This window comes from Duganella aquatilis (assembly GCF_009674565.1).
GTDB classification, from domain to species: Bacteria; Pseudomonadota; Gammaproteobacteria; order Burkholderiales; family Burkholderiaceae_D; genus Rugamonas; species Rugamonas aquatilis.
The window spans coordinates 24,657-39,755 of record NZ_WKJL01000030.1 but is presented as its reverse complement, the minus strand read 5'-3'; the positions used below and the strand labels follow the sequence as shown (position 1 = coordinate 39,755).

General features: G+C 65.3%; 6 protein-coding genes. 3 read left to right on the top strand and 3 right to left on the bottom strand.

Annotated elements, in window-relative coordinates; translation table 11 throughout:
- Positions 1-117: 117 nt before the first annotated feature.
- Positions 118-2,754 carry a TonB-dependent receptor gene (locus GJ698_RS26550; RefSeq protein WP_154360877.1) on the top strand — a complete coding sequence of 879 codons (2,637 nt, stop codon included), beginning with the start codon at positions 118-120 and terminating at the stop codon, positions 2,752-2,754.
- Positions 2,755-3,020: 266 nt separating this feature from the next.
- Positions 3,021-5,657, top strand: a complete 2,637-nt coding sequence (locus GJ698_RS26545; RefSeq protein WP_229260184.1) for a TonB-dependent receptor — start codon at positions 3,021-3,023, stop codon at positions 5,655-5,657.
- A 35-nt stretch (positions 5,658-5,692) separates the two neighbouring features.
- Here the strand turns inward: GJ698_RS26545 and tldD are convergent, their stop codons facing one another.
- Genes tldD through GJ698_RS26530 form a run of 3 tightly spaced genes read right to left on the bottom strand, consistent with a single transcriptional unit; the run spans position 5,693 to position 12,189 of the window.
- Positions 5,693-7,153, bottom strand: coding sequence for a metalloprotease TldD (gene tldD, locus GJ698_RS26540; RefSeq protein WP_154360876.1), 1,461 nt, complete (start codon positions 7,151-7,153; stop codon positions 5,693-5,695).
- A 42-nt stretch (positions 7,154-7,195) separates the two neighbouring features.
- On the bottom strand, positions 7,196-7,996 hold the full coding sequence (locus tag GJ698_RS26535) for a carbon-nitrogen hydrolase family protein (RefSeq protein ID WP_154360875.1): 801 nt from the start codon (positions 7,994-7,996) through the stop codon (positions 7,196-7,198).
- Between the two features lie 2 nt (positions 7,997-7,998).
- Positions 7,999-12,189, bottom strand: coding sequence for a YhdP family protein (locus GJ698_RS26530; RefSeq protein WP_154360874.1), 4,191 nt, complete (start codon positions 12,187-12,189; stop codon positions 7,999-8,001).
- Between the two features lie 78 nt (positions 12,190-12,267).
- On the opposite strand from GJ698_RS26530, the gene glnE reads away from it, so the two are divergent.
- A complete protein-coding gene (gene glnE / locus GJ698_RS26525) occupies positions 12,268-15,018 on the top strand; it encodes a bifunctional [glutamate--ammonia ligase]-adenylyl-L-tyrosine phosphorylase/[glutamate--ammonia-ligase] adenylyltransferase (RefSeq protein ID WP_154360873.1) in 2,751 nt (916 codons plus the stop codon).
- Positions 15,019-15,099: the final 81 nt, after the last annotated feature.

Here is a 15,099-nt window from a genome sequence, read left to right as displayed (position 1 = left end):
TGGCAAGCAGTTTATCGCGCACACCTGATGCAGATCAGATTTCCCTTCCTTGAACACCGCAAGACTGGGCTTGCTGCGCATGCACATCGCACTGCGGCCATTCAAGGGAGAAACACGATGACCAAACGCTTTATCACGCACATCGCCACGGCGTTGCTGGCGGCCAACGCCGCGGCGCAAACGCCCGACCAGGACACCACCGAGCCGATCCAGCGGGTGGAAATCACCGGCAGCCTGATCCGCCGGATCGCCAGCGAAACCTCGCTGCCGTTGACCTCGATCCGCGCCGAAGACTTCGCCCGCCAGGGGCTGACCACCGCCCAGCAGGTGCTCAACAGCATACCGATGAACCAGACCTCGGTGTCCAGCGCGCAGTCGGTCGGACTGGGCACCGGCGGCCAGTCGCAGGCCGACCTGCGCGGCCTGGGCGGCCAGCGCACGCTGGTGCTGCTCAACGGCCGCCGCATCGCCGCCCATCCCATCCTCGGCGACAGCGTCGACCTCAACGTGATTCCGCTGTCGGCGCTCGACCGGGTGGAAATCCTGCGCGACGGCGCCTCCGCCGTGTACGGCAGCGACGCCATCGGCGGCGTCATCAACTTCATCACCAAGCGCCAGGTGAAAGGCGGCGAGGTCACCGTGGAAGCCTACCAGCCGCAGGAGCAAGGTGGCGGCAGCGAGCGCCGGCTCAACCTCAGCGGCGGCTTCGGCGATCTCGCCACCGACCGCTTCAACGTGTTCGGCGTGATCGACGTCCACCGCCAGCTGGAACTGCCGGCCATCGCGCGGCCGTTCTCGGCCACCGGCGTGATCCCCAGCCGCGGCGTCAGCCAGACCAGCGGCACGCCCTTCCCCGCCAACTTCTTTTCGGACAACGGCATCAGCGGCAATCCCGCCTTCGCCGGCGGCTGCCTGCCGCCGGCCTCGGTGCCCAACACCAGCGGCTCGCCCACCTGCCGCTACGACTACACGCGCGAGGTCGACGACATTCCCTACACCAAGCAGGAGTCGTATATGGGCCGGGCGTCGTACAAGCTGAGCCAGGATCACACGCTGGCGCTGGAACTGCTGCACGCGCGCAGCACCAACACCGCGCGGGTGGCGCCGCCGCCGCTGGCCGGCATCGGCCTGATCATGCACGGCGACAGTCCCTACTATCCGGGCGGCAGCGCCGGCGTGCCGGCCGTGGCCGGCCTGAGCGGCGAGGATCTCGACGTCAGCTGGCGGCCGCTGGTCACCGGCCGCCGCGCCGACTACTCGACCAGCACCGCCGACCGGCTGGTGCTCAGCGCCGAAGGCACGCTGGCCGGCTGGGACTATAGCGCCGGCCTGAACCATTCAATCAGCCAGGCCGCCAGCGCCTTTGCCGGCGGCTACGTGATCGACCAGCGCATGATCGACGGCGTCGGTAGCGGCCTGCTGAATCCCTTCGGCGAGCAGAGCGCGGCCGGCCTGGCCTATCTGCAGGACTCGCTGCTGATCGGCGAATACCTGCGCGCGCGCATGCGCGCCACCGCGCTCGACGTGCGCGCCGGGCGCGACCTGTACCAGCTGTCCGGCGGTGCGCTGGGCTTCGCGCTCGGCGCCGAGGCGCGCAAGGAACGCGCGCTGTACAGCATCAACCGCGCGCTGGCCTCGCAGGCGTCCAGCTCGGGCTATGCCGACGCCCAGGACCAGTCCGGCGACCGCCGCATCTACGCCCTGTTCGCCGAACTCAACGCGCCAGTGATCAAGAACCTGGAGCTCAACGCCGCCGCCCGCTTCGACCATTACAGCGACGTCGGCCGCAGCTTCACGCCGAAGCTCAGCTTGCGCTACCAGCCGGTGACGGCGCTGCTGCTGCGCGCCTCGTGGAACCGCGGCTTCCGCGCGCCGACGCTGTTCGACCTGCACGGCCCGCAGACGGTGACCAACTCCTCCGATCCGTGGAACGATCCGGTGCTGTGCCCCGGCGGCGTGCCGGTGGCCGGCGCCAATCCTAACCTGGCCTGCGACCAGCAGCAGAACATCCGCCAGGGCGGCAATCCAAATGTGCGGCCCGAGCGCTCCAAGACCTACAGCGCCGGCGTGGTGTTCGAGCCGGTGCGCGACCTGACGCTGTCGCTCGACTACTGGAACATCCGCCTGCGCGACCAGATCAGCGCGTTGGCCGAACAGACCGTGTTCAACGACTACGCCAAGTACCAGGGCTTATTCCACTACAACGCCGCCGGCACCCGCCTCGACGATGTTTCGCTGATCACCGACAACCTCGGCGAGGTCAAGACCAGCGGCGTCGACACCAGCCTGCTGTGGCGCCTGCCGAAAGGCCGCTACGGCACGCTGGCCTTGCAGATCGACGGCACCTGGGTGCGCAACTACGATTACCAGAACGAGCGCGGCGGCGCCTTCACGGAAAACCTCGGCCGCTATGCCGACGCCTCGCCGGTGTTCCGCTGGCGCCACAACGCCACGCTGAGCTGGCAGCAGGGACCATGGGGTGCGTCGCTGACCAACCGCTACATGTCCGGCTACACCGACCAGAACGCGGTGGATCCGGAATTCCTCAACCAGGTGAAGTCGTACTCGACCTGGGCGCTGTCCGGCAACTACAGCGGCATCGCCCACGTTGACCTGACGCTGGGGGTGCGCAACCTGTTCGATGAAGATCCGCCCTTCACCAACCAGAGCACCACCTTCCAGCAGGGTTACGATCCGCGCTACACCGATCCGCTGGGCCGCACGTGGTACGCGCGCCTCACCTACAAGTTCTGAACAAAACTTTACACCCCGTCACTCGATGTTAAGTTCCTAGCGCATGTAAGCAGATGTAACCGGACGCTGTGGCGGCAGGCCGCGCCGCAGCGCCCGCTTCATCGCCACAGGCAAAAAAGCCTCTTAACAACTGTGACGTTTTGCGTTCTGTCGCATCGCAGCAAAATTGTTCGAGCGTCATTGTTCCAGTCCCCCTGCCGATGGTTTGATGGCCTTTGCTCACGAAGCAAACCACCCATTCCCATACCAATGCAGGAGTTAAAACAATGATGATTGAAAGAGCGATGTCCCGGACCTTGCGCGCGCTGTTTGCCGGCGGCCTGGCGGTCGGCATGCACGCCGCCCTGGCGCAAACCGACGACGCCCCGATCCAGCGCGTGGAAGTGACCGGTTCCAGCATCAAGCGCCTGGCCACGGAAACGGCGCTGCCGATCACCACCATCAAGGCCTCCGACTTCGAGAAGCAAGGCCTGACCACCGCCGCCGAGGTGATGAACACCTTGTCGATGAACCAGAGCGTGACCGGCAGCAGCCAGTCGGTCGGCTCCGGCACCGGCGGCATCGCCACCGCCGACTTGCGCGGCCTGGGCAGCAACAAGACGCTGGTGCTGCTGAACGGCCGCCGCCTGGCCAACCATCCGTTCAACGGTTCCTCGGTCGACCTGAACATCATTCCGCTGTCGGCGCTGGAACGCGTCGAAGTGCTGCGCGACGGCGCCTCGGCCATCTACGGCACCGACGCCATCGGCGGCGTGATCAACTTCATCACCAAGCGCTCGGTCACCGGCGCCAACGTCAGCGTCGAGCGCTACCAGCCGCAGGCCAGCGGCGCCGGCGCCGAATCGCGCCTCAACCTGTCGGGCGGCTACGGCGACCTCGACAAGGACGGCTGGAACGTTTTCGGCGTGGTCGACTTCCACAAACAGACCGCGCTGGACGCGGTGGACCGCGACTTCTCCAGCACCAGCGTGCGCGCCGACAAGGGCATCAACAACAGCAGCGGCACTTCGCAGCCGGGCAACTTCTACTCGGCCAACGGCATCACCGGCAACCCGTACTACGCCAGCGGCTGCGTCGGCAAGGGCCTGATCAGCAAGTCGAACGGCACCTGCCGTACCGACACCATCGCCTACATCCAGGACATTCCGAAGACGCAGCAGGAATCCTTCCTGGGCAAGGCCACCTTCAAGCTCAGCGAAGACAATGTCGCGACGATTGAATACCTGCACAGCCGCTCGACCAACCAGAGCAGCATCGCGCCGTCGCCGCTGACCGGCATCACCATGACCTCGGCCAGCCCGTACTATCCGGGCGGCAGCGCCGGCGTGCCGGCCGTGGCCGGCCTGACCGGCGAAGACCTGACCATCAACTGGCGTACCGTGGCCGCCGGCAACCGCATGGGCTACGACACCTCGATCTCCGACCGCCTGGTGCTGGCGTCCGAAGGCCTGGTGGGCGGCTGGGACTACAACGTCGGCCTGACCTACGGCATCAACAAGGCGGCCAGCGCCTTCATCGGCGGCTACACCAACGACTCGCTGATGAAAGCCGGCGTGCTGGACGGCACGCTGAATCCGTTCGGCGAACAGTCGGCGACCGGCACCGCCTACATCGATGCGGCGCAGCTGCGCGGCGAATACCTGGCGGCCAAGATGACCAGCATCGGCGTCGACGGCAAGATCAGCCGCGAGATCTACCAGCTGCCGGCAGGCGGCGTCGGCTTCGCGATCGGCAGCGAGTTCCGCCACGACAAGGCGACCTATGACGTCAACACCGCGCTGGCCTCGCAGGCGTCGAGCTCCGGCTATGCCGATGCGCAGGACCAGGCCGGCCAGCGCAACATCGCCGCGCTGTACTCGGAAATCAGCGTGCCGCTGACCAAGACCCTGGAACTGTCGGGCGCCGCCCGTTACGACCACTACAACGACGTCGGCGGCAGCTTCAATCCGAAGGTCGGCCTGCGCTGGGAAGCCAGCAAGGAAGTGCTGTTCCGCACCTCGTATAACACCGGCTTCCGCGCGCCGACGCTGTACGACCTGCACGGCCCGGCCACCTCGACCTTCACCAGCAACTCGTATGACGATCCGGTGCTGTGCCCTGGCGGCGTGGCGGCCACCGGCGCCAACCCGAACGTGGCGTGCAACCAGCAGCAGTACATCCGCAGCGGCGGCAACGCCAACCTGAAGCCGGAGAAATCCAAGACCTTCGCGCTGGGCGTGGTGTTCGAGCCGTTCAACGCGGTCAGCGTGTCGTTCGACTACTTCAACATCAAGATCAAGGATTCGATCGGCACCGTGTCCGAATCGACCATCTTCGACAACTATGAGAAGTACAAGAGCTACTTCGTGTACTCGGCCGATGGCAAGACGCTGCAGTACGTGAATGCGGTGCTGGACAACCTGGGTGAAGTGAAGACCTCGGGCATCGACACCAGCCTGCGCTGGAAACTGCCGCGCACCTCGTACGGCGACTTCGGCTTCCAGTTCGACGGTACCTGGGTGCACAGCTACAAGTACCAGAACGAGACCGGTGGCGAGTTCGTGGAAAACGTCGGCGTGTATGGCGACAATGCGCCGGTGTTCCGCTGGAAGCACAATGCGACCATCAGCTGGAAGAAGGGCCCGTGGGGCGCCAGCTTCTCGAACAAGTATCTGAGCGGTTATGTGGATGAGAACGATGTGGACGATGCGTACTACCACAAGGTGCGTGCGTACTCGACGTATTCGCTGTCGACCAGCTACACCGGCTTCAAGAATACCGACCTGACGGTCGGCATCAAGAACCTGTTCGACAGCGCGCCGCCGTACACCAACCAGGGCACGACGTTCCAGAGCGGCTACGATCCACGCTTTACCGACCCGCTGGGCCGGACCTTCTACGTGAAGGCGTCGTACAAGTTCTAAGTAGCTTAAAAAGCCCGGCATGCCGGGCTTTTTTTTTACGCTGTACCGCCGACGGTCACCCCGTCGATGCGCAGTGTCGGCTGGCCGACGCCCACCGGCACGCTCTGGCCTTCCTTGCCGCACACGCCCACGCCCGGGTCCAGCTTCATGTCGTTGCCGATCATCGATACGCGGTTCAGCACTTCCGGACCATTGCCGATCAGGGTCGCGCCCTTCACCGGATAGGTGATCTTGCCGTTCTCGATCATATAAGCCTCGCTGGCCGAGAACACGAACTTGCCGTTGGTGATATCAACCTGGCCGCCGCCGAAGTTCACCGCATACAAGCCATTCTTCACCGACGCCAGAATCTCGCCCGGATCCTTGTCGCCGCCCAGCATGTAGGTGTTGGTCATGCGCGGCATCGGCAGGTGCGCGAACGATTCGCGGCGCGCGTTGCCGGTCACCGGCATCTTCATCAGGCGCGCGTTCATGGTGTCCTGGATGTAGCCTTTCAGGATGCCGTCTTCAATCAGCGTGGTGCACTGGGTCGGGTTGCCTTCGTCGTCGATGTTCAGCGAACCGCGGCGATCCGCCAGCGTGCCGTCATCCACCACGGTGACACCCTTGGCCGCCACACGCTCGCCGATGCGGCCGGAGAAGGTCGACGAACCCTTGCGGTTGAAGTCGCCCTCCAGACCGTGGCCGATCGCCTCGTGCAGCAGGATGCCAGGCCAGCCAGGGCCCAGCACCACGGTCATCGGACCGGCCGGCGCCGGACGCGCGTCCAGGTTCACCAGCGCCGACTTGACGGCGTCGTCAGCATACTGCTCCAGCAATGCATCGCTGAAGTAGCTGTAGTCATAACGACCTCCGCCGCCCGACGAGCCGACTTCGCGGCGGCCGTTCTGTTCGACGATCACGGTCAGCGACACGCGCACCAGCGGACGGATGTCGGCCGCCAGCACGCCATCGCTGCGCACCACCAGCACCACGTCGTATTCGCCGGCCAGGCTGGCCATCACCTGCACCACGCGCGGGTCTTTCGCGCGCGCCATTTTCTCGATGCGTTCCAGCAGCTTGACCTTGGCCGTGGCGTCCAGCGACACCAGCGGATCGTGCGGCAGGTACAGCGCGCGGCCGCCGACGTGGTTCATCGCACCGGCCACCTTGACCTTGCCGGAACCGGCGCGGGCAATGGTGCGGGTGGCGGCGGCGGCATCCAGCAGCGCCGCCTCGGAGATTTCGTCCGAATACGAAAACGCGGTCTTGTCGCCCGACACGGCGCGTACGCCGACACCCTGGTCGATCGAGAAACTGCCGGTCTTGACGATGCCCTCTTCCAGGCTCCAGCCTTCGTTTTTGGTAAATTGGAAATACAAGTCGGCGTAGTCGACTTTGTGGGTGAACATCGCGCCCAGGGTCTTGAGCAGCTTGCCTTCATCCAGCCCGAACGGCGTCAGCAGGATATCGCGCGCTACGGCCAGGGTGGACAGGTTGGGTTCAAATGGCTTCATGGTGATGCTTTCTGTGAGGTGTTACCGGCATTGTAGTGGATATCACATGGTCCGGTGTTTCAGCGCCGGCAGGCTGTCGCGCACGCCTTCCATATAGGCCAGGTCGACGTCCCCCTGCACCACGCCCTCGCCCTCGGCCAGCACCGACTTGACCGTGCCCCATGGGTCGATCAGCATGCTGTGGCCCCAGGTGCGGCGGCCGTTCGGATGGATGCCGCCCTGCGCCGCCGCCAGCACATAGCACTGGTTTTCGATGGCGCGCGCGCGCAGCAGGATTTCCCAGTGCGCCATGCCGGTGGTGTAGGTAAACGCGGCCGGCACCACGATCAGCGACACCGGTCCCATGGCGCGGAACAGTTCCGGGAAGCGCAGGTCGTAGCACACCGACATGCCGACCTTGCCGAACGGCGACTCGAACACGCCGACATGGGTGCCCGGCACGATGGTCTTCGATTCATTGTACGACTCGCTGCCCTTGGTGAAGCCGAACAGGTGGATCTTGTCATAGCGGCTGACGTGCTCGCCCTGCGGGTTGTACACCAGCGTGGTGTTGATGACTTTGTCGGCGTCGTCCGAGGCCAGCGGCAAGGTGCCGCCGATCAGCCAGATGCCCAGCTCGCGCGCCAGGCCGGCCATGAAGTCCTGGATCGGGCCGCTGCCCAGCGGCTCTGCCACCTTGACCTTGTCGCTGTCCTGCAAGCCCATGATGGCCCAGTATTCCGGCAGCAGCACCAGCTGCGCGCCGCCCTGGGCGGCCTGGGTCACCAGCCGGCGCGCGGTGACGATGTTTTCCACCACCGATGGCGAGGAAATCATTTGTATGGCGGCAACGGTATTGTTCATGGCTATCCTTTCGGCGGGGCGGTCTGTTCTAGTTTAGCGGCATCCAGCTTGGTGACAACCGGCGCCTTCCACGGGCCGCTCACCTGCATATGGTAGGTCAGCGCCTTCATCACCGGCGCGCTGAGGAACAGCTGGGCCAGGAAGCTGCCGAGGCCGATCACCGGATTGACGGCCAGCGCATACACCAGCGGCGCCGTGCCCAGGTTGACCTCGGGGATCACCACCACGTGCAGATTGGTGGTTTCGTTGGCGATGTCGGCCACGCCGTCCATCAACACAGTTGCGGCCACGCCATGCATTTTCAAGTTGTCGGTCTTGACGATGCCGCGGTTGATGGTGGCGTTGGCGGTGATGCCGTCGAACGCCAGGCCTTCCGAGAAGACGTCGTGGAAGTCCAGCTTGAGCAGGCGCGGCAAGGCTTGCAGACTCAGCACACCGAGCAGCTTGGCGGCGCCGGGGTCCTGCTTGAGGAACTGGCCCTTCTCGACATTCAGGGCGATCTGGCCGGACAGGCTCGGCAGGTCCATCGAATACGGCAGGCCCTTCCAGGCGATGTCGCCCTTCAGCGAACCCTTTCCGCCCTTCAGCGTGTCGGCATAGCCGAAGCGTTCCAGCAGCTTGCCGGCGTCGATGATGCCGAGGTTGAAGTTGAGCGTGGTCTCATGCACGCCGCCCTTGGTGACCCACTTGCCGGTGCCGTTCAACTCGCCGTCGGCGTTGACCAGCGACAGCTTGTTGACGCGCCATTCGCGTGCGTTGGCTAGCGCGGCGTTGTTGGCCTGCAGTTCCAGCCGGCCCAGCGGCTTGTTGAACAGTTCGAAGCGCTCGACCACCACGTCCAGCGCCGGGATGGTGGCGGCGGCGCTCTTGTCGTCCAGCAGCGCCTGCACCTCGCTGGAGGCCGATTCCGGGATCACCAGCGACGACAGGCGCGCGGTCACCTTGCCCAGGCCGGCGCCGGTCGACGGCTCGGCCCAGGTCAGGTAGCCGTTGGCTTGGGTGGAGTCGATGCTGGTCTGCCAGGTGCCCTTCTGGTGGGTGACGCCGACCACGACGTTTTCCAGCTTGCGGCCGCCGATCACCAGCTCGCTGGTGCGCGCGGCGATGGCGTCCGGCACCACGTACTGGGTGAAGTCGGTGCTGTCGGCCGCCGCAGCTGGCGCGGCGGCCTCGCCCTTGCCGGCCACGGTGTCGGCGAAGTCCAGCCAGTTGTCGACGTTCAGCTCGCGCATATTGATGTTGAAGGCCATGCCGCTGTCCGGTTCCGGCGCCGGCACGTTGATGCCGATGCCGCCGCGCACCAGCTTCCAGTGCTGCTTGCCCTGCTTCTGGCGCTGGTAGCGCGCGGCGATGCCGCTGCCCAGGTTGATGCGGATGTCGTCATGCAGCAGGCCGCCCGCGTCCGGCGTCAGGCCGCTGGTCAGCAGGAAGCGCACCGGCATGCTGTCGGTGGCGGTTTTGTTCACCGGCGCCGGCAGGTCCAGCGCCAGCCCGGTCAGGCTGGAATCGACCGCCACGATCACCTGGTGGTCGCGCGCCGTGACGGTGCCGCTGTAGCGCGTGGCGCCGGCGAAGCGATCGGCCAGGCGCTGCATGGCCGGCATCGGGAAGGCCTGGCGGAAGCCGTCCGCCGTCATCAGCCCGCCCAGCTTGACGACAATCGCGTTGTCCTTCTGCGTGCCGCCGGTGATCGACACCGGACCGCCCAGGAACACGCCGGACAGCTGGTTCAGGTTGACGCCGCGTTCGTTGAATTCAATCTTGCCCTGCGACGATTGCACCACCGGCAAATCGTTCATCAGCACGATGTCGTTGTTGGCCAGCTGCACCGTGCCCTGCACCTTGGTGTCGATCGCGTGCGCCAGCGGAATGCGCAGGCTCAGCGCCAGCTTGGCGTTGCCGCTGGCCTGGGTTTCTTCGGTGAAGCGCGAGATCCAGTCCAGCACCGGGCTGATCGACACGTAGCGCAGGAATTCCTGCATCGGCGCGGCGGCGTTGCCGTCGATTTCCAGCATCGAATCGTGCACGCTCAGGTCTGGAATCACCGCCTTGACGTTGCTCAGCGCGGCGCCGGCGGTGGTGGCGGTGTCGCCGCGGATTTCCATGCGCGCGCCTTCGAACAGGAAGCTGCCCTTGATGTGCTCGGCCTGCGGCCACAGCGGCAGCGGCTTGCCGTCCTTGCCCAGTTCCTTGCCGTCATGCAGATAGTAGCCCGGCTCGTAATTCAGCCTGGCGTCGGTCAGCTTGCCGGCCACGCGGAATTCGCCGCGCGCCTTGTCGGCCGCGCTGTCGCCCTTGAACGGGAAATGCGCCAGGTCGCCGCGCAGGCGGATCGTCACGTCGGAGGCGACGCCGCCTTCCAGCGCGCCGGTCAGCCAGTGGGTGATTTCGTGCGGCGTCTGCATCGGCAGGTAGCGGCCGATGCGGTTCAGCTGGAAGCCGGTCAGCGTGCCGCTGAGGTCGGCCTTGCCGGGGCCCTTGCCGGCCAGCGGGATCAGGTGCGAGCCTTGCAGCGTGCCGCTCATGCCTTCCTGCTCGAAATCCATGGCGTCGATCTGGAACAGCAGCTGGTTGTCGGCTTCAAACGACCAGCGCGCCTTCAGGTTCAGGTGATCGAAGGGCATCGACGGTTCGGCGAAATAATCCGGCATCTGCAGCACCAGCTGCTGCGAATTCAGGCTGAAATTGCCGCCTTGCTCGGTGGCGTCGATCGAGCCGCTGAGGTTGTCGAAGCCGGGCAGCGCCGGCATGCCGGCGATAGCCGGCGTCTTGCCGTTTTTGGGCTGGGCCAGGCGCGGCGGCTGCGGCTTCAGGCCCAGTCCCACCAGGTCGCCCTTGATGCGGTAGGTCTGCAAGGCCGGGAAGGCGCCCTGCCATTCGGCGGAGAAGTTTTGCAGCAGGCCGCGCGGCGCGAAGCCGGCCACCATCTTGTGCTGGCGTTCGGTCAGCGGCAGGCGTTCGGCCAGGCCGGCCAGGGTTTGCAGGTCCAGCTGCGGCGCGCGCACCTCGACCTTGTCCGGCTTGGCGCCGGCCGCCGCGACGAATTTTTCCGACAGCGACGTCGGCGCCATCACCAGGCCGTCGCGCGTGGTCAGCGTCAGCTTGCTCAGTTCCAGGCTGTGGCCCAGCGCGCCGAAGCGCGGCGTCACCGCGCCCTTGCGCGCCAGCGGCGGCCGGATGTCTTCGTGGACGGCGATGCGGCCGCCCAGTTGCTGCAGGTCCAGCAGCGGCAGATCCTTGCCCAGCACGGCGGTGATGTCGCTCAGGCCGACATCGGCGGTGACGCCCGTCAGGCGCGACTGGTCGACGCCGACCCAGGCGCGCAGCGAGCCGTGGCCCTTGCTCAGTTCAAACGGATAATCGATCCAGGTCTTCCAGGCCAGCAGGTCGGTGTTGCGGATGTCGGCGTAGAGCTCGCCCTTCCACATCGAGAAATTGGAGACGCGGGCGCCGAACGCCGGATGGGTGAAGTCGGCGCGCAGGTCGAGCGGCTGCGCCAGCGCCGCCGGCGGCGTCGCCCGCAGCGACACCTGGTGATGCAGCCACTGGTTGCGCAGCACGAACTGGAAGTTGTCCAGCGCCAGCGGCGGCGCCGCGCGCTGGCGGTCGGTCCACTGCACCCGGCCTTCGCGGATGACGATTTCGCGCTGGATCAGCAGCCAGTCCAGGCCCTTGCCGTCGCTCGGCTTGCTCGGATCGATGAAAATGCCGGCCACGTACAGCTTGCCGTCGGTGTCGCGCAGCACGGACAGGTCCGGCCGGGTCAGCTCCAGCGACTGGAAACGCACGTCCAGCGCCACCGCCGACCACCACGACAAGGTGGCCGACACGCTCGGCAGCGTCAGCGCCGGACGGCCCTTCTGGTCGTGCAGCACCACGTCGCCAAGGAACAGGTTGGGCCGGAAGCCGTTCCACGAGGCGTACACGCGGGAAATGGTGACCTGGTTGCCGACCGCGCGGCTGGCCAGGCGCTCGATATCGCCCTTGTAATGGTCGATATTCGGCAGCACCACGTAGCGCAGCGTCAGGAACAGGATGGTGAAGGCAAAATACAACAGCAGCGCCAGCTTCAGCGTGAAGCCCAGCACGTGATGGGTGGCCAGATTGCAGATCCTGTAGGCGGTACGAAGCCGGTGCCAGCGCGCTGCCAATGGGCCTTCGCCTGTCACGGTCTCCTCTTCTGGTTTTTGCATTAATACGCTAATAAATCAGGCCATGCGTGAAATAAATCGCTAAACTCGGTTTTCGTAGCAATTCTACCTTATCCCTCTATGACTCTACCGTCCGTCTCCCCTGTTTCGCCGTTAGTTTCCCGCTTTTATCAACGCTGGCTGGCAGCCGCCCCCGAGCGCGCCGCCAAGGTTGATGAACTGGCGCAATTATCGCTTGCCCAGATCGATCTGGCGGATTATTTACAGAAAGAAGCAATTGGCGGACTGCCGCTGGTGCGCGCCATGCGCCGCCTGCGCCATCTACTGGTCTGCACCCTGATCCGGCGCGACCTGGAAGGCAAGGCCAACCTGGCCGAAGTGGTGGAAACCATGACCCGCTTCGCCGACTTCGCCATCCAGCAGCACATGGCCGAGTTGCACGCGGAAATGGTGGCGGCGCACGGCCAGCCGATCGGACGCGATTCCGGCCTGCCGCAGGAAATGATGGTGCTGGCCATGGGCAAGCAAGGCGGCGGCGAACTCAACGTATCCTCCGACATCGACCTGATCTTCGTCTACCCGGAAGACGGCGACACCGCCGCCGGTCCGGGCCAGCGCGGCCTGTCCAACCACGAATTCTTCATCCGCCTCGGCAAGAAACTGATCGCCGCCTTGGCGGAGATCACCGAAGATGGCTACACGTTCCGCGTCGATATGGCATTGAGGCCCAACGGCGGCTCCGGCCCGCTGGCCGCCAGCCTGGGCATGGTGGAGCAATACCTGATCGTCCAGGGCCGCGAGTGGGAGCGCTACGCCTGGGTCAAGGCGCGCGCCGTCACCGGGCGCGCCGAGGATATCGCCGCGCTGGATGCGATTGTGCGGCCCTTTGTGTTCCGCCGCTACCTGGACTTTGGCGTGATTGACGCCATCCGCAATATGCACGCGCAGATCCGCGCCGAGGTGAATCGCCAGGAGCGGCTGCACCCGGACCGCAGCAACAACGTCAAGCTGGGCCGTGGCGGCATCCGCGAAATCGAGTTCCTGGCGCAGGTGTTCCAGCTGATCCGCGGCGGCCGCGACGCCGCCCTGCGCGACCGCTCGACGCGTACCACGCTACGCATTATTGCCGAGAAAGGCCTGCTAAGTCACGCCATCGTCTACCAACTGCTGGCTTCCTACACTTTCCTGCGCAACCTGGAGCACCGCCTGCAATACCTGGACGACGCCCAGACCCACACCCTTCCGGCCAACGACGCCGACCGCCAGACCGTCGCCGAAATGATGGGGCTGCCTGACGTGGCGACGCTGCTGCTGCAACTGGAAGCGCACCGCCAGTTCGTCGCCGGCCAGTTCGACGAAATGTTCTCGGACAAGACCGAAACCAGCGAAAACGACATCGAACTGCAATCCAGCAACGAATGCGCCGATCCGGACAACCGCGAAGCCATGGTGGCGCGCTTCACCGCCCTTGGTTTCGAGGCGCCGGAAGACGCCACCAAGCGCCTGATCGCCACCTGGCAGGCGCCGCGCCTGCAATCGCTGCCGGAAGCCAGCCGCAACCGCCTGCAGGGACTGATCAACACCGCGCTGCCGCTGATTATCCAGGCGTCCAGCGAATCGAGCGGCGGTAACCAGCTGGCCACGCTGGGCCGGCTGCTGGATTTCCTGGAAGCCATCGCGCGCCGTTCGGCCTATCTGTCGCTGCTGACCGAGTATCCGCACACGCTGGCGCGGGTGATCCGCATGGTGCACGCCAGCGGCTGGGCCGCGCAATTCCTCAGTCAGCACCCGATTCTGCTGGACGAACTGCTGGACGACCGCGTGCGCAACGCCGTCTTCGACCCGGCGGCGCTGGCGGCCGATATCGACAAGCAACTGGCGGCCTGCCCCGGCGACACCGAGCGCCAGATGGACATCCTGCGCGAAATCCACCACGCCCAGCTGTTCCATCTGCTGGCGCAGGACCTGGCCGGCGACCTGACGGTCGAGAAACTGGCCGACTACCTGTCGGCGCTGGCCGACACCATTGTTGCCGCCACCATCAAGGCGGTATGGCAGACGGTGGCCACGCGCCACCGCGAGGTGCCGCTGTTCACCGTCATCGCCTACGGCAAACTGGGCGGCAAGGAGCTGGGCTATGTGTCCGACCTCGACGTGATCTTCCTCTACGACGATGCGGACCAGGACGCGCCGGCCCAGTACGCCAAGCTGGCACAGCGTTTTATTACCTGGATGACCTCGCATACCTCGGCCGGCATCCTGTTCGACATCGACACCGCGCTGCGCCCGGACGGCGCCAGCGGCATGCTGGTGTCGTCGGTGTCGTCGTTTGAAAAGTACCAGAGCAACTCGGCCTGGGTCTGGGAGCACCAGGCGCTGACCCGCGCCCGCTACTGCGCCGGCGACGTCGCCATCGGCCAGCATTTCGAGCAGATCCGCGAGGCGGTGCTGCGCAAGGAACGCCCGGCCGACGGTCCGCTCAAGCAGGAGGTGCTGGCGATGCGCAAGCGCATGGTCGACGCCAAGCCCAACCTGAGCGCCCTGTTCGACCTGAAGCAGGACCCGGGCGGCATGATCGATATCGAATTCATCGTGCAATACCTGGTGCTGCAGCACGCCCATACCTATCCGCAGCTGACTGCCAATTTTGGCAACATTGCATTATTGAAAATGTGCGCCGAACTGGGGTTGATTGACGCCAGCCTGGCCGCCAGCGTGGCCGACGCCTACCGCAAATACCGCAAGCTGCAACACCAGTTACGGTTGCAGGGACAGGATCTGGCGCGCATCGACCCGGCGCTGGTGGCTGGCCAGGCGGCGCAGGTACGGGCCTTGTGGGAGAGTTTGTTTAGTGAGGATGTTGCCATTTAGCAACGCCGACCGTTTCTCTGTTCTTTAGCTGCGCTAATATGGATAGCCATAATCATAAAAGCGCAGCAGGCACGCTGTCAT

Bases quoted from the DNA above. Each gene is read 5' to 3' on its own strand.
- GJ698_RS26550 (WP_154360877.1), top strand. From the start codon at position 118: ATGACCAAACGCTTTATCACGCACATCGCCACGGCGTTGCTGGCGGCC.
- GJ698_RS26545 (WP_229260184.1), top strand. From the start codon at position 3,021: ATGATGATTGAAAGAGCGATGTCCCGGACCTTGCGCGCGCTGTTTGCC.
- tldD (WP_154360876.1), bottom strand. From the start codon at position 7,153: ATGAAGCCATTTGAACCCAACCTGTCCACCCTGGCCGTAGCGCGCGAT.
- GJ698_RS26535 (WP_154360875.1), bottom strand. From the start codon at position 7,996: ATGAACAATACCGTTGCCGCCATACAAATGATTTCCTCGCCATCGGTG.
- GJ698_RS26530 (WP_154360874.1), bottom strand. From the start codon at position 12,189: ATGCAAAAACCAGAAGAGGAGACCGTGACAGGCGAAGGCCCATTGGCA.
- glnE (WP_154360873.1), top strand. From the start codon at position 12,268: ATGACTCTACCGTCCGTCTCCCCTGTTTCGCCGTTAGTTTCCCGCTTT.